The 16,342-nt window shown below is 48.8% G+C and carries 15 protein-coding genes and 1 pseudogene; 7 read left to right on the top strand and 9 right to left on the bottom strand.

Going from position 1 to position 16,342, the window contains the following annotated elements:
- Positions 1-68: 68 nt before the first annotated feature.
- Together LX24_RS08570 and LX24_RS08565 are read left to right on the top strand one after the other, a co-directional pair.
- Positions 69-2,141 carry a putative cobaltochelatase gene (locus LX24_RS08570; protein ID WP_243131681.1) on the top strand — a complete coding sequence of 691 codons (2,073 nt, stop codon included), beginning with the start codon at positions 69-71 and terminating at the stop codon, positions 2,139-2,141.
- A gap of 49 nt (positions 2,142-2,190) precedes the next feature.
- Positions 2,191-3,231 carry a magnesium chelatase ATPase subunit I gene (locus tag LX24_RS08565; protein ID WP_207706569.1) on the top strand — a complete coding sequence of 347 codons (1,041 nt, stop codon included), beginning with the start codon at positions 2,191-2,193 and terminating at the stop codon, positions 3,229-3,231.
- On the opposite strand, the gene LX24_RS08560 is transcribed toward LX24_RS08565, so the two are convergent.
- From LX24_RS08560 to LX24_RS08520, 9 genes and pseudogenes are all read right to left on the bottom strand, one after another.
- Positions 3,221-3,949, bottom strand: coding sequence for a helix-turn-helix domain-containing protein (locus LX24_RS08560; protein ID WP_166511723.1), 729 nt, complete (start codon positions 3,947-3,949; stop codon positions 3,221-3,223). The two genes, LX24_RS08565 and LX24_RS08560, sit on opposite strands and share 11 nt — an antisense overlap.
- A 144-nt stretch (positions 3,950-4,093) precedes the next feature.
- On the bottom strand, positions 4,094-5,008 hold the full coding sequence (locus LX24_RS08555; RefSeq protein WP_166511722.1) for a LysR family transcriptional regulator: 915 nt from the start codon (positions 5,006-5,008) through the stop codon (positions 4,094-4,096).
- Between the two features lie 260 nt (positions 5,009-5,268).
- Entirely contained in the window at positions 5,269-6,462 is a 1,194-nt protein-coding gene (gene nrfD, locus LX24_RS08550; RefSeq protein WP_166511721.1) for an NrfD/PsrC family molybdoenzyme membrane anchor subunit, read from the bottom strand.
- Between the two features lie 35 nt (positions 6,463-6,497).
- Positions 6,498-7,292: a 4Fe-4S dicluster domain-containing protein gene (locus tag LX24_RS08545; protein ID WP_166511720.1), complete on the bottom strand. Its 795-nt coding sequence runs from the start codon at positions 7,290-7,292 to the stop codon at positions 6,498-6,500.
- Positions 7,293-7,308: 16 nt separating this feature from the next.
- Positions 7,309-8,893 (bottom strand): annotated as a pseudogene (locus LX24_RS08540) ([FeFe] hydrogenase, group A).
- A gap of 38 nt (positions 8,894-8,931) precedes the next feature.
- Positions 8,932-9,738, bottom strand: coding sequence for a twin-arginine translocase subunit TatC (gene tatC / locus LX24_RS08535; protein ID WP_166511719.1), 807 nt, complete (start codon positions 9,736-9,738; stop codon positions 8,932-8,934).
- A 93-nt stretch (positions 9,739-9,831) separates the two neighbouring features.
- Positions 9,832-10,077, bottom strand: coding sequence for a twin-arginine translocase TatA/TatE family subunit (gene tatA / locus LX24_RS08530; RefSeq protein WP_166511718.1), 246 nt, complete (start codon positions 10,075-10,077; stop codon positions 9,832-9,834).
- Between the two features lie 258 nt (positions 10,078-10,335).
- Positions 10,336-11,703 (bottom strand): MATE family efflux transporter, encoded by a 1,368-nt coding sequence (locus LX24_RS08525; protein ID WP_166511717.1) that lies wholly within the window; start codon positions 11,701-11,703, stop codon positions 10,336-10,338.
- Positions 11,704-11,734: 31 nt separating this feature from the next.
- On the bottom strand, positions 11,735-12,196 hold the full coding sequence (locus tag LX24_RS08520; RefSeq protein WP_341473567.1) for a MarR family winged helix-turn-helix transcriptional regulator: 462 nt from the start codon (positions 12,194-12,196) through the stop codon (positions 11,735-11,737).
- A gap of 252 nt (positions 12,197-12,448) precedes the next feature.
- On the opposite strand from LX24_RS08520, the gene LX24_RS08515 reads away from it, so the two are divergent.
- The 5 genes from LX24_RS08515 (at position 12,449) to hydF (ending at position 16,335) form a co-directional block, all read left to right on the top strand.
- Entirely contained in the window at positions 12,449-12,805 is a 357-nt protein-coding gene (locus LX24_RS08515) for a DRTGG domain-containing protein (protein ID WP_207706568.1), read from the top strand.
- 21 nt (positions 12,806-12,826) lie between these two features.
- Complete coding sequence (locus LX24_RS08510) at positions 12,827-13,252, top strand: ATP-binding protein (RefSeq protein ID WP_166511716.1); 426 nt, start codon at positions 12,827-12,829, stop codon at positions 13,250-13,252.
- A 2-nt stretch (positions 13,253-13,254) separates the two neighbouring features.
- Entirely contained in the window at positions 13,255-14,589 is a 1,335-nt protein-coding gene (locus tag LX24_RS08505; protein ID WP_166511715.1) for a [Fe-Fe] hydrogenase large subunit C-terminal domain-containing protein, read from the top strand.
- Between the two features lie 236 nt (positions 14,590-14,825).
- Entirely contained in the window at positions 14,826-15,077 is a 252-nt protein-coding gene (locus LX24_RS08500) for a TM1266 family iron-only hydrogenase system putative regulator (RefSeq protein ID WP_166511714.1), read from the top strand.
- 43 nt (positions 15,078-15,120) lie between these two features.
- A complete protein-coding gene (hydF, locus tag LX24_RS08495) occupies positions 15,121-16,335 on the top strand; it encodes a [FeFe] hydrogenase H-cluster maturation GTPase HydF (RefSeq protein ID WP_207706567.1) in 1,215 nt (404 codons plus the stop codon).
- Positions 16,336-16,342: the final 7 nt, after the last annotated feature.

Genomic DNA, 16,342 nt, shown 5'->3' with positions numbered 1-16,342 from the left:
AAGTAGGCCTTAACTGTATTTGGTTGTCCTGGTTAGGAAAGGAGCCGCCAATGTGTGCGTATCACCGAATGGTTTACCCTTTTTCTGCTATTGTCGGTCAAGAAAAACTAAAGTTGGGCTTGATATTATGCGCTATAAATGAGCATTTAGGAGGTATCTTAATTCGCGGCGCCAAGGGAACCGCCAAGTCCACTGCGGTGCGTGCTCTGGCGGCGCTGCTGCCCGAAGTGGCGGTGGTTAAAGGCTGTCCCTTTAATTGCCACCCGCAAAAAGCCGAGCGACTATGCGCCCATTGCCGCAAACGGCTGGCAAATGGGGAAATACTGGCGCAAACCCGGCGGCAGGTACAGGTGATCGAATTACCCGTGTCATCCACCGAAGACCGGGTGCTGGGTGGGCTTGACTTCGGGCAAACCATCAAGAAAGGAGTTCCTACATTTGAGCCGGGGCTGCTTGCCCGGGCACACCGTGGTATTATTTACATAGATGAAGTAAATCTACTGGATCACCATATTGTTGACATATTACTGGATGCAGCTGCCATGGGGGTAAACGTGGTGGAACGGGAAGGGATCTCCTATACCCATGACGCACAATTTATACTGATCGGCACCATGAACCCCGAAGAGGGAGATTTGCGGCCACAGTTTAAAGACCGTTTCGGGCTTTGTGTGCAGGTGGAGGGGGAATTGGACCCCGGGCAGAGGGTAAAGATAATCAGGCGCCGGGAGCAATTTGAAGCCGATCCCCGGGAATTTTACACCCGCTGGGCAGCCCGGGAGCAAGAGCTGCGGGAGCGAATTACCGCCGCCAAAAAATTATTGCCCCGGGTAAAGATAACCGGTAAGCTGTTAAATTTGGTGTCCGGTTTGTGCCTTGCCCGGGGGACACCGGGACACCGGGCCGATATCACCCTGGCTGCCACCGCCCGCACCGTAGCGGCCTGGCACGGGCGGGATGAAGTACAGGAACAGGATGTTTTGGCAGCCGCCGAGCTGGTGCTACTGCACCGTGCCCGGCAGTCCAGACAGCAGTCCCATATGGAAGGTATGGATAACCATGAAACAACCGGACAAAGGGAAATGGGAGAGCAGCAGCCAGGTGAAAAAGCCAATCCCGGTGATAATAACCAGCAGCCAGGTGAACCGGCTAACCCGGACCATGTGGACCACAGCAATTGCAGCCGGGCAAACCGGCCGGTGCCCACGGCCAATAATTCTTTGAATAATGCGCCGGCATGCAATGGAACCGGCAAAGCACGGGGGAATTTCCAAAACGGGTCCTCCCCACTGCTACATCAAATGGTATTTAATATCATCGAACCTTTCCTGGTTAAACATTTATCCGCCGGCCATGACCGGTTGGCACGCAGGGACAGCGGGAGGCGCTTTTGGACTAAAACTACACTGCGTTCCGGTCGCTACGTACGCAGCACCATGCAGCCGGGCAAGAATGATCTGGCCTTTGATGCCACGTTGCGGGCGGCCGCCCCGTACCAGTGCCGGCGGCAAAAGGACGTTGATGTGGCCGTAATTATTGAGAAATCTGATATCCGGGAAAAGGTACGGGAAAAACACACCGGGCAGTTGATATTGTTTGTGGTGGACGCCAGTGGTTCCATGGGCGCCCGGCAGCGAATGTCAGAGACCAAGGGGGCCATCCTTTCTCTGCTGGTGGACGCCTATCAAAAACGGGATAAAATCGGTCTGGTAACCTTTCGGGACAAAACCGCGGAAATTCTACTGCCACCGACCAACAGTGTAGATATGGGACAAAGACTGCTGAAAGATTTGCCGGTGGGCGGGAAAACACCACTGGCAGCAGGGCTCCTAAAATCATATGAACTGGCGTCCATACACCTTCGCAAACACCCGGAGGTAGCGCCGCTGCTGGTTATCATTACAGACGGCAAAAGCAACGTCAGCCTGGGCGGCGCCAAGCCACTGCTGGAAGCGCTACAGGCCGGAGAAATAATAAGCGTTGACAAGAGAATCAAATCCCTGGTGGTGGATGTGGAAAAAAATACCCGGGTAACCTTCGGTGTAACCCGAGAGCTGGCCTGGGTTATGGGCGCTGATTTCTATCGACTGGAGGAATTAAAGGCAAAAACCCTGGTGGACGCGGTGAGGCGGGCTAATTAATAGAACAGCTGTTGGGCTTTAGGCCATTTAAAAAGGAAGGCGATAAGTCTTGATTAAAAACAACGAGATTTACCCCTTTAGCGCCATTGTCGGTCAGGAAGAAATGAAAATGGGGCTTTTACTGAGCGTAATTAACCCCCGGTTAAACGGTATTTTAATCCGTGGCGAAAAGGGTACGGCTAAATCCACCGCTGTCCGGGCGTTGGCGGCACTGCTGCCGGAAATTGATGTGGTAGCCGGCTGTCCCTTTAGCTGCAACCCCATTGATGAAACCACCATGTGCGAAAGTTGCCGGCAGCGGCTGGCATCCGGTGAGGTTCTGCCCCGGATTAGCCGGAAAATGCGGGTGGTTGATTTGCCTGTGGCTGCCACTGAAGACCGGGTGGTGGGTACTTTGGATATCGAACAGGCCATTAAAAAGGGGGAAAAGCATTTTGAGCCCGGCGTGCTGGCCCGGGCCAACCGGGGGATACTGTATGTAGACGAAGTAAATTTGCTGGATGATCACATAGTGGACATTCTTCTGGACTCGGCCGCCATGGGGGTAAATACCGTGGAGCGGGAAGGGGTTTCCTTTGTCCACCCGGCTGAATTCATTTTAGTAGGTACCATGAATCCCGAGGAAGGTGAGCTGAGACCGCAGTTGCTGGATCGCTTCGGTTTGTGTGTAAATGTAACCGGCATTACCGACCCGGCGCTGCGGGTGGAACTAATTAAACGCCGGGCTGCTTTCGAAGAAAACCCGGAGCTATTCGGCCAAACATGGCAAGTTGAGGAAGAAAAAATGCGGGGGCAAATAAAAGCCGCCAAAGCAATGTTACCGGGGGTCACCATTTCCGATACCATGCTATTCCTGATAGCAAAAATCGCCCTGGAGATGGGAGTTGACGGGCACCGGGCCGACCTGGTAATGATGAAAGCAGCTAAAACTGTGGCCGCCATGCATGGCCGAACCGAGGTACTCGAAGAAGATGTGCGGCAGTCGGTAAACCTGGCGCTGCTGCACCGTACCCGCCGCAAGCCCTTCCAGGACATGGTGATTGACCGGGAAAAACTGGGAAAAATCATGAATCAAGTCCCTATTCTTTAAAATTTATAAAATATTTTTTCCTATATGATGACGGTGTTATGCCTACAATGCGCCTAAAAAGAGAGGAAAAGTGCCCCGGATTAACAAAACCGCATAAACGGGCCGCCTCCTCCACCGAACATCCACCCTTTAATAGGGTTTCCGCCTGCTGCATCCTTACTTCCAACAGATATTGATAGGGAGTTTTTCCCGTCTGGGCCTTAAAAAGACGGATAAAATGGAAGGGGCTTAAATTAATCTCCTTGCAAATATCATTTATACTAATTCCCGCATTACAATAAGCATGCATATAATCTTTTGCCTTATTTACGTAATTGTTCTCCCGACTGTATTTCCTGCCACCAACGCCGTTAATATTCATGCAGCGTAGCACCTGTATAGCCAACTGTACGCAAATACTCTGAATCATCAGCGGACACCCATTACCATAGTTCCCCACTTCGTGCTCAAAAAGCAAAATAGTTTGCATCAATTGGGAACTGGGGGCATACTCCAAACCTTTGATGATGTTCCTTTTCCCAGTTGCCTCACGGGCGATGTCCTCAAAAAAATCCCTGTTAAAACATATGTTTGCGCACTCCTGGGTAGGTGCATCAATTTTGTTTAAGACAGTAATATCCGGTCCAAAGGAAAGCATACTGTGCTTGCGAAATTGATATTCCCGTTTTCCTATCCAGGTCGGCGGCGGAGTGGATGTGGGGAGTACAAAATTTTCCAATAGCTTCCTTAGTAAAAAAGACCCGGTTAGCAAAAGAAGCGTCCGGATCTTATCTTATCAAATCATGAAGTTATTGCTATTCGGTAACGTTTGTCTTCCTTAAATAAAATATCATAAAAATAAAACACCATAAAACACCGTCTATTAATTTTTGGTCCTTAACAAACGGCGGATCATTTCTTCGTCGGTAATAAAGGTGCGAAATGCTTTGGCGGCGATACTCTCCTTGTTCTGGTTCCAGGCCAAGTAAAACTCGTAACTAAAGTTCAGACCCTGCACCGTTATCTCCCCCAAAACGCCCTTTTCAATCAGTTCACCTGCTGCCCAGCGGGAAACCACACCGATACCCAGTCCCAACCTGACCGCGTTGATAACAGCCTGGGCACTACCCAATTCCAATACACTGGTAAACTGATCCAGGGTAATATTATGTTTCAGCAGTTGCTGCTCCAAAACCTGCCTGCCGCCTGAACCCACTTCCCGCACCACAATGGATTCGTTGGTCAATGCCGCCAGGGGTACTTCCTCACCTCTAAGGGGATGCCAGGGCGGTGTTATCACCGTCATCTGGTCAGTAAGCCAGGGCCGGCACTCTATCCCGTCGGCCTTAACGGGATAGCCCACGATTACGCTTTCCACGTCCCGCTCTTTGATCCACCTGGATACTTGAACACTGCCCCCGATTTGCAGGGAAACCGTAATGGCAGGGTACTGCTCTCGGAAACCGCCGATAAGGGCGGGCATTAAACATTCCCCGGCCACCGGAACGGCACCCAACATAAGATGCCCGGCCTTGACCTCCCGCAGATCGTCAATACCGGCTTTGATTTTGTTGTACTGCCGGATCATTTGCATGGCGATGGGAAATAACAGCCGGCCGGCTTCAGAAAGTACAACCTTCTTATCGTTGCGTTCAAAGAGGGTTATATTTAACTCTTCCTCCAACGCCTTTATCTGCAGGCTAATAGCAGGTTGGCTGATATTCATCTGGGCAGCCGCCCTGGTAAAATTCTTTAGTTGAGCAATATGCAAAAAAGCTTCCAATTGTTTTATATTCAAAATTTATCACCGTTTATACCGGATGATTGAAGTTATCCTTCCCGGTGTTTTTTTGGATCACATTTGTATTGAAATATCATTATTATAGGGTTTTCTATACAGTGACTAAAAATCCTTTCAAACAATAAGAGCAAAAAAGTTGGTTCCGCCACCGGTTTTTTGGTACCGGTGGCGGCAAATCATGGGATTTACAATCATAGGGGGTTAAAGTAAAACCAAGGTAAATTTTTTAAAAAACATGCTGGAGCACATGTTTTTTATCAAGCTGAAAGCTTCTGTGAAGTTCTGTCCTTCGATACCAGCGGCATCGTTCCTGTACCTTTGCCCTCGCCAGGTAAAATTTTGAAATTTTCCACCACGAACAGGTAAACCAGTACACCGGTGGCAATGAGACCAATGCTTACGCCCCATTCAATTGGTGATGGGAAATAAAACCCGCCCATAAAACCGGCCATACCGGTGAAAACCACGTTCATCCGGTTAAGAATAACACCGCCTGCCACCAGTACGCTGAAGCCAATCAAACCGGCGTTACTATTACGCAGTTTGGAGTTAAAGCAAATAATAATGGGAATAATTACCCCGGCAATCATTTCCAGGAGAAACATGTTGCCCTCCAGATTGCCTGCAAAGACCAGACCCGCCGCACCCCGGTAAAACAGGTCCACAATCTTTAACACCAGGTAAACAACCAGCAGGTAACCTGAGATTTTAACCAGCGACGACAACACACCGGTTTCGGGTTTATGCCCGTGCGCCCTGGCACCTAAAAATGACTCCAGTGTCACCATGGCCGGTCCCACAAAAAAGGACGACATCAGGAAAAATACCGGCAGCAGCATGGACCACCACAGCGGGTACAATTTACCCACCTCAATTACGTAAAGGGAACCCAGGGATGACTGGTGTAAGGTAGGCAGCACGATTCCGATTATAAACAGCACCGGTAGAATCTTTTTGATATACTTATGCCATCCCTGTTGAACTCTTTCCGTAGCAACTTCCCCGAACTCCAGCAACTGGATCATAGTATACAGGGACACACACCAAAATACTTCGAAAAGGACGCTGTGGTAGCCCCAGGAAACAAAGGGGCGCCAGAAATTAAACCAGCGGCCGATATCCATAAAAAGCCCGGCCATCACCAGTAGATAACCTATTAACGAAGTAAGCATGGCTGCTCTGGCAATGGCATTAAACTTTTTAATTCTTAACACATGCACCAGCAGGCAGGTACTGTAACCGCCGCCGGCCAGGGCCACACCGACAAGAACGTCGAAACCTATCCACAAGCCCCAGGGCCATTGGTCATTAAGGTTGGTAGTGCTACCCAGGCCGACCACCAACCTGTACACCATCAGCAGTGCCCCCACTATTGCTAAAAATAACAGCACGTATCTGGTGGAGGTCATTGGGAATCTCCACCTACCCGCATCGCTGTTGGTAGCTGCCATAAATCATTACCTCCCCGTCATTGAATAAACGGTATTTATTTTTTCTTACCTTTTTTTACACTGCTTATTTTTTCTTCCCGGGCGACTTCGTTTCTACGCCTGTTATAGACGTAAAGGCCGGTGAGCACAGCGCCCCAACCCAGCCCCACGGCAGGGGTCAAGCGCAGAATACTCTCGGAATACTCCGGTAGAGGTTTAGTGGTAATTCCGGTGCGGAAGCCCAGTTCTTCAAAGGGAACGTCCGCAATATACAGCCAGTTTGTTCCCCCGGCTTCATCTTCGCCGTAGATATGGTTTATGTAGCCACCGCTGCTGATTCTCTCCCTGGCCAGCTGTAACAACTCCGCACGATCACCAAAGGTCAGAGCACCGGACGGGCATACCCCGACACAGGCAGGTGCTTCTCCATTGCTTACGCGGCTGGCGCACATCTGGCATTTCCTTACCCTGGGGAAAGTTTTGTCCCACTCGTATTTGGGTATGTTGTAGGGACAGGCCAGCATGCAATACCGGCAACCAACGCAGAGTTCTTCGACATAAACCACCGGGCCTTCCTTGGTTTTTTGAATGGCCCTGGAAAAGCAGGCCGAAGCGCAGGCCGGTTCCAGGCAATGCAGGCACTGTTGTTTTACAAAGCGCCAGGCTGTTTTTTGCTCCTTTTTAACCACCGCTTTTTTAACCACGGTCCATTCTTCAGCCGCCAGTTCAGCGTTTTCACCCACAGTATCAACACCGTTGTTATACTGCAGAGAGTTCCACATTTTACAGGCCACCGCACAGCTTCCGCAGCCTACACAACGTGTTATATCAACCAGTACACCCTTGGACATTTTTGCTCACCTCCCCTTAAATAATGCCCGCCGATCCAGCGGCAGCCTTCGGTTGCTTGAAGCTGATACTCCGGTCCTCATAGCCGGTGTGCAACAACTCTTCAGCCAATTCGCTCATGGGATGCTGTAAAAAATTCTGGTACAGCGTCAGTACTTCCGAATTTTCATGACTTTCCCGCCAGACCATGCTGCTATCGGCCTTATATAAACTCTCGATTCTCTTCATACGCACTTCGTCTGAAGGCGGTACCGCCGACCTGGGCTGTCCCCCGCCGCTGACACACCCGCCCGGGCAGGACATGAACTCCACAAAATGCCAGGGGGAATTACCTTTGCGCACTGCTTCAAGGACCTGACGGCCGTTCTTCATACCATGGCAAACCGCCACCTTTACCGTGCCCACTCCGGGTACTTCCACCGCCGCTTCTTTAACACCCTCAAGACCACGAACCGGCGTCAAATTCAACAAACCAGCGGGAGGTTCCTTTTCGGTAATGAAATAGTAGGCGGTACGCACCGCAGCCTCCATCACTCCACCGGTGGCCCCGAAAATAATTGCCCCACCGGTACTTTTACCCAAAAGCGGGTCGTAATTTTGCTCGGGCAGCTTGGTCAGATCAATGTTTTCTTTTTTAAGCATCCGGGCTAGTTCCCTGGTGGTGAGTACCGCATCCACATCCTGCATATTCTGTTTATGCCAGTAATGACCGCTATCACTCATCTCCGGCCTGGCCGCTTCAAACTTCTTGGCTGTGCAGGGCATAATGGAAACGGAAAAAATCTTTTCCGGATCAATATTTTTGGTTTTGGCATAATACGTTTTAATCAGCGCACCCAGCATTTGCTGGGGTGACTTGCAAGTACTCATATGGGGCAGCAGGTCGGGGTAAAAATATTCGCAAAACTTAACCCAACCGGGGCTGCAGGATGTGAACTGCGGCAGCGGCTTTTTAATATCCCCTTTAATTCGTTTGATCAGTTCCGTTGCTTCCTCCATAATGGTCAAATCCGCGGTAAAGTTGGTGTCGAATACCGCGTCAAATCCAAGGCGCTTCAATGCGGCCACCTGCTGTCCCGCCACCCATGTACCCGGCTCCAGGCCGAATTCCTCACCCAGAGCCCACCCGGGTAGCCGGTGCGGTTTGTACAACCACATGTTTATCGGGGTCGTTAATCGCCTGCCACACAATTTCTGTGTCGTCCCGTTCCGTAATAGCGGCCGTAGGACACCAGAGGGCACACTGACCGCAGTTAATACATACGATTTCGTCAACCAGCGGGAAATCATAATACCCGAACACGGTCTGGGTTTTTTGACAAACTTCTAAACATTGCCCGCATAAAACGCACTTTTGGTCATCTCTGGTAATAGAAGGGTTGTCAGGCTCAATGGGCACCCGTCCCCGTACCTGGACAGGCCAGGAACCGGGTATTTGGTACTGCTGCGGCAACCAGCCCTCGCCGCCTGTCTGGCCAGCCACGGAAGAAACGGTACCACACCCGGCCAGGCTAGCGGTGATACCTGCCAGTCCCAACCCCCCCATTATCCTCAGGAAAGACCTCCTGGTCATTTTTTTGTCCTGTTGCACCCGGTCATCCATGAAGTGCTTAAACCTCCTCCTCAAGTTCCGTGCAATTTCTACTTGGCAAAGATCCTGATTCCTCTGGCCCTGGCAATTAATCTTTTGACAGGCGCCAGAATACTAAACTTTTGGCCCGACTTTTTCAAATTCATGCTCCATTCCACAACTTTAACAATGCTGGCGCTTATTTCGTACAATAAGTACATTGGCGCCGCAAATAGGAGCACGGTGAAAATTTCGGGGCTTGATACCACCGCTGACGCAATGACCACGGAAACCAGTATAGCAATCTTGCGTCCCTTCACCATGGAACGATAATTGATAATTCCAAGCCTGGCCAGGAAGAAGCTGGCCAGTGGCATTTCAAAAATAAGGCCAAAGGGCAATAAAAAGTTCAACGTAAAGGAAACATACTTACCAATGGTGAGCATAGGAACCAGCTGGGGGCCGCCGTAACTCAACAAAAAGGAAACACACAATTTGAAGACCACCAGAAAACCAAAGGCAACGCCCCCCACAAACAAAAGGAAAGAAATCAAAATAAACAGGGTAAAGTAAACCCTTTCTATTTTACGCAGCGCCGGAATCACAAACCCCCAGAACTGCCAGAGTGTGATGGGTAAAGCAGCCAGAAATCCCAGGAAAAAAGCAAGCTTAATCTTGGTCATCACCGCTTCGGTGACACCGATGTAAATTATTTCGTGTCCCGCCCCTGTTACCGGTTGCAGCAGTATGGCCAGGAATCTCTCGCTGAAAAACCAGCACACCGCAGCTGCAACAACTGTGGAAATAATCGATATAATCAATACTTTCCGAAGTTCTTCCAGGTGCTGTACCACGGTCATTTCTTTCTGGTTTGCCATTTACCCCACCACCTTTTTATACATTTAAGATTTTTATGTTCCTTATAAATAACAGGCGCTTTTCGCTACCGCAGGTAATAAAACAGCAGTTGATTAATCGGTCGCTTTGGTTGTTGATACTTTGGGAGTGGAAGAAGTGGTAGCAGTAGCGGCAGCTACGCCTTCCATTTTTTCCTTTTTCCCGGCCTCATCCTCATTTGAAGCAAAGGAATTCCTCATTTCCCGCAGCGCGTTACCCATAGCCTTGGCTGCATCAGGCAGCTTGCCCGGCCCAAAGATAATGAGCACCACCACCAGAATGAGGATAAGATGTGTAGGCTGGAAAAGTCCGTTAAACATTCTTAAATCCCCCTTTCTTTGATATATTCATAACAGAAACCAATTCTTGCTCATAAGTTTTTTTAATCAAAAACAAAAATCTTCATAATCAATACTTATTGATATTCATTTAATTTACTTATTATAATAGTTCCTTTGTCCCAAAAAATCAATGACAAAATTTCAACATTATACAAAAAAATAAAAAAAAGCTGGATTCTAACATCCAGACCTTTAATAAAAACCACCATCACCGGCGGCGATTATACAGTTATCTTTTTAGTTTGACTCCATGGCCAGGGTCGGTTTTGGATTTATATTTTTCATTTCATAAAATAACACTATAGCCGTCAAAAGTACAGCCAGGATATCGGCAATTGGTGCCGTTCTCCAAACCCCCTCAATTCCCCAGAAATTGGGCAAAATCAGTAGCAGCGGGATAAATATGAGCACCTGCCTGGATAAGCTGAGGATAGTGGATTGTATTGGTTTGCCCACAGCCTGGAAGTAATTTGCGCCCAAAATATGAAAGCCCACAATGGGTAGACAGGCAAAAAACGTAACCAGGGCGTGTGCTGCCAATTGGGTCAGAGCTGCATCACCTTTGCTGAAAAGTGCCACCACCGGGATGGCAAAAAAGCGAGTACCGGCAAAACCAATTATAGCCAGTACCGTACTGGCCAAAATTCCTTTTTTTAGTGTTTCTTTTACCCTATCGAAACGCTGTGCACCATAATTATAACCGATGATGGGCTGTGCCCCCTGACTAATACCCACAATGGGCATAATCAAAATCATACCTACACTCATGACAATACCCACTGCTGAGAGAGCTAAATCTCCGCCATAGAACATGATGATTTTGTTTAAAATGGTTTGCTGAACGCTATTGGCTATTTGCATGGCAAAGGGCGCAAAGCCAATGGCCATTATTTTTATAGCAATGGGAATCTGGAGCTTCATATTTTTAAGTTTAATTTTAATCATGCTCGTTCCCCGGAGGAAATAACTGATCACCCAAACCGCCGAAACTGTTTGGCCCACAATAACTGCCAGGGCGGCTCCTTTGACACCCCACCCCAATATAAAGATAAACACATAATGTAAAATAATGTTTATGACACCACCGATGACTTGAGTAAACATGGCGAACCGGGGATTTCCTTCGGCCCGGATAAAGTTGTTCAAGCCAAAGGCAATGGATCCCGGCACGGCACCAATCATAATAATATGCATATAATCCCGGGCGTAAGGTAAAACATCGGGACTGGTGGCGCCAAACAACCTCAACACCGGTTCGGAAAAGAGAAAATATGCTATTGAAAATAATAAGGGAAGTAATATTAAGAGTAGTGTGGCGTTACCCGCAATTTTATCCGCTTCTTCTTTTTTTTGCTCCCCGAGCCGTATTGAAATCAATGCTGTGGCACCAATACCGATTAACATGGCAACAGCAAATAAAAGAATCATAACCGGCATAGCTACCGTAACGGCAGCGATAGCAAGGTAATTAACACCTTGCCCCACAAATATTCGCGATATAACATTGTAAAAGGCATTCACTGACATGCCGATAATGGCGGGTATGGAGAATTCCCACAGCAGTTTGCCGGTATTTCCATTCCCGAGGTCTAAATTGTTTGCCATAAGACACTAACCTTTCTCTATACACATTATTTTAAATTTTTCTCATAAACTTAACCGCGGACTGCAAACTGGTGACGAATTGCTGTATTTCAACAGAGTCAACATCATGTAATATTTCGTTCATTTTTTGGGCACAAAAATCCATCACGCGATCCATCTCTTCCCTCCCGCGGGAACTCAGACGGATTAGAGTTTTCCTGCGATCCATGGGGTCACTGGTACGGATTACGAAGTCCTCCTTTTCCAGCAAGTCAACCAGCGTAGTAAGGCTACCCTTTTCAATATCAAGCATTTTACTAATTTCAGTCAAAGTTATGCGGTCTCTTTGGTACAACACATTTAATATCTTCATATGGTTTTTTTTCAAGCATGGCACCCGGCTGTACTCGTGAAACTCTTGTCGAAAGCGTAAAAGGAATTTCTCGTGGAATAGCCCCATGAAAGTGAATAACAGGTTGTGGATTTGTTTTGCTGTGTCAAAATTAATTTTCAATCACCTCCACAGGCATATCATTATTCTTATAAAATCATTTAGTGATTTAATTATTAGAATTCTAACGGTAAGAATACTTATTTATTGTAAACTAAAATATTTAATGAAGCAATACCACACTTTTATAAATTGTAAAAAATGATTGCTTTTTTTTAATTTATTTATTACTATTACTATTAAGCTATAACAACAGTTTATAATTCATAATTAACAACGCTTATTATTATGGCTTTTTTTAAATAAGTTTTTTTTATGGCGGTGAGGCCTATCAAACTATCAACCATTAAACAAATACTGGACGCTGATGTTATCACAGGTGGGGAATTACTTGATATTGAAATCAACTCGGGATTCGGGTGTGATTTAATGAGCGATTCCCTTTGTTTTTCCAGGCCGGAATGCCTGCTTATCACCGGTTTAACCAACATCCAGATCATACGGGTGGCTGATATGATTGAAGCCAAGGCTATTTTATTTGTGCGGGGTAAAAGGCCCGGACAGGAGATCATTCGTTTAGCAAACGAAAAGAAACTTCCCCTGCTGGTAACCAACCGGTTTCTTTTTGAAAGCTGCGGTTTGCTTTACCAGCACGGCTTGCGCAGTTCCTGATTTCCCTTGGAGAGTGACCCCATGAAAATGGAATTTGAGGTCCGGGGCATGGATTTTAATCGTGCCGGCGAGGCTGCGGCTCAAATTAAAAAGGCCCTGCAAATGGTGGGCATGAAAATAGAAACCATCAGGAAAACAGTAATTGTTGCCTATGAGGCCGAGCTAAACATTGTTATCCACGCCCATAAAGGTATCCTGTCTGCTGTTTTATTACCGGACCGGGTGCAAATCACAGCCGCGGACGAAGGCCCCGGCATTGCTGATGTTTCCCTGGCCCTGCAGGAAGGGTACTCCACGGCCCCCCCCCATGTCAGGGAAATGGGATTCGGAGCTGGCATGGGCTTACCCAATATTCAGCGCTGTTCCGACAAACTGGATATTGAATCCAGGCCGGGTTACGGCACCACAGTCACCGCGGTTATTATAAATCGACCGGGTGGTGAATGATTATGCAAAAATACTTTCATTCTGTAATGCTCGATACTGAAAAATGCAAGGGTTGCACCAACTGTATCAAATACTGTCCCACCGAGGCCATCCGGGTGCGCGAGGGGAGGGCCCAAATAATTGAAGAGCGCTGTATTGATTGCGGTGAATGTATCCGTATTTGTCCCAACCGGGCCAAACTAGCCGTTACCGATCCCCTGGAGAGGCTGGCGGAGTACAAGCATACCATCGCCCTGCCGGCCCCTTCCCTTTATGCTCAGTTCGGCCCCCGGGTAAAACCGGGGGATATTCTGGGTGCGCTTTTGGATATTGGCTTTGATGATTATTTTGAGGTTGCGGTGGGAGCCGAAATTATTTCAGCATGCCTAGCTAAATACCTGCGCGATAGTGATTTACCCAGACCCCTGATTTCATCGGCCTGCCCGGCGGTGGTCAGGCTAATGCAGGTTCGTTTCCCGGGCCTTTTGGAACACATTGTTTTACTGGACACACCCATGGAGATTGCAGCTCGCCTGGCCAGGGAGAAAGCCATGCAGAAGCTGGGCTTGAAAGATGAGGAAATAGGGGTTTTCTTTATCACTCCCTGCCCCGCCAAGGTAACCGCTGTCAAACAACCCTTCGGCAACCGGTCATATGTTGACGGAGCCATCTCCATGTCCATTATTTACAGTGATATTAAAAACGCACTGCAATCCCCATCGACTATAATACGGGAAAACCGTTCCCCGGCTGCGGGGGTAGGTTGGGGCAAAGCAGGCGGTGAAAATCACGCCATTTCCGAACACTGGTCATTACTGGCGGTGGATGGAATTCACAGTGTTATTAATTTACTGGAGGAAATTGAGCGGGGCGGCCTTTCAGATATTGATTATGTGGAAGCCCAGGCCTGCACCGGAGGGTGCATCGGCGGCCCCCTTGTCCCCCAGAATCTCTTTGTGTCCCGGGTGCGCATGGAAAACCTGGTTAAAATATTACACGCTGAGCAGGAACAACTTCCGCCCATCAAGGTGGATTATGATTCCTGCAAACTGCCGGGACCCATTAAACCCCGCCCCACCCTTATGCTCAGTGAAGATATAAATGAAGCCATTAAAATGTTGGAACAGGTGGAGAAAATTACCGCCGATTTGCCCGGTCTTGATTGCGGCTCCTGCGGTTCACCCAGTTGCCGCGCTCTTGCAGAGGACATAGTGCGTGGTTACGGGGAATCATCTTATTGCGTTTTTAAACTTAAGGAGAAATTGCAGATTCTGGCCCGGGAAATGGTGGTTTTGTCCCAAATGAAGCCACCGGCCATGGGGCGGGAAACTCTTAAAGACAACCAAAATAAACAATGATATAATCAGTATATAATTTAAACTATTATGGCCTAAAATTATTATGCCTGCTCCCCGGGGGATTATTATATTTCCCGGGGAAAGGGCTATTTGTTACCAAACCCTGCGGCAAACAGGTACTTAAGGTACTGCGGTCAAGGGGCACAGGCGTAAATGATGTATGATATTACCCTTGCCCTGCACAGCCTGTTTTCCCCGGGAAAACAGGCTGTTATATTTTGCGGAGGTGATATTAATTGGTAAAAAAACAGCGTATCGGTGTAATCGGCATTGTCATTGAAGACCGGGAACAAGCCCCGCGCGTCAACGATATTTTAAGCGCCTACGGTCATGTCATTGTTGGTCGCATGGGCATTCCTTACCGGGAAAAGGATCTTTCGGTAATCTCTCTAATCGTAGACGGCGATACCGACACCATAGGAGCCCTCACCGGCAAACTGGGAAACATAGACCGGGTGAGCGTAAAAAGTGCCCTGGTTACACGCTGACCGGTCAGCCGCTACATAAAATTTTGATTGGGAGATGATTATTATGAACGAAACACCACGGGGCAGCAGGATGCATATAGCCCTGTTCGGCCGGCGCAACGCCGGCAAGTCCAGCCTGATTAACGCCCTCACCAATCAGGACCTGGCCATCGTATCACCCGTGGCGGGTACCACCACCGACCCGGTTTATAAATCCATGGAAATACTGCCCATCGGCCCCGTGGTGTTAATCGACACCGCCGGTCTGGACGACGAGGGAGAGCTGGGTCAAAAACGAGTGGCCAAAAGTATGGCGGTACTAGCCAAAGCGGATTTGGTGCTGCTGGTGATTGATCCCCGGCAAGGCACCGGCGCCACCGAGCTTAAACTGGTGGAAACCGCACAGCGGCAACAACTACCTGTGATCGCGGTACTTAATAAAACCGACCTCTTTACTGAAATCCCGCCCCGCCCCAACCTGCCGCCGGATATTCCGGTGGTCACCACCAGCACGGTAACAGGGCAGGGTATAGATAAATTAAAACAGCTGATGGTACAGGTGGCCCCCAAGGACTGGGCAGCCCCCACCATCGCCGGTGACCTGGTGCCCCCGGGTGAACTGGCGCTGCTGGTGACACCCATTGACGCAGCAGCCCCCAAAGGACGTCTGATTTTGCCCCAGGTGCAAACAATCCGCGACCTTTTGGATCATGACTGCCTGACCATGGCAGTTAAGGAAAATGATTTAAAAAGAGCTTTGCAAATGTTGGCCAAGCCACCTGCACTGGTAATCACAGATTCCCAGGTATTTTCCCAAGTGGATGCCGACACGCCGCGGGACATCCCGTTAACCTCCTTTTCCATTTTATTCGCCCGTTATAAAGGCGATTTGGCCACACTGGTGGCCGGTGCCCTGGCGGTGGAAAAACTTCAACCGGGTGACCGGGTTTTGATTTCCGAAGCCTGCACCCACCACCGGGTGACCGATGATATCGGAACTGTAAAAATACCCCGCTGGCTGCGTCAAAAGGTGGGCGGCGACTTACAATTGGAATGGTCCAGCGGTATCGCCTTGCCCCCGGACCTGGAGCGTTTCAAGCTTATCGTACACTGCGGTGCCTGCATGATCAACCGGCGGGAAATGCTCAGCCGCATACTGGAGGCCCGTAACGCCGGGGTCCCCATAGTGAATTACGGGGTATTAATTGCTTACATTTTGGGCATTTTACACCGGGCGCTAACACCGTTTCCCGCTGCGCTGGATGTACTTAAGGAATAACGGAGTT

This window comes from Desulfallas thermosapovorans DSM 6562 (assembly GCF_008124625.1).
Lineage (GTDB): Bacteria > Bacillota > Desulfotomaculia > Desulfotomaculales > Desulfallaceae > Sporotomaculum > Sporotomaculum thermosapovorans.
Note: the sequence above shows the minus strand (reverse complement) of the source record. Positions and strands in the feature narration are given on the sequence as shown.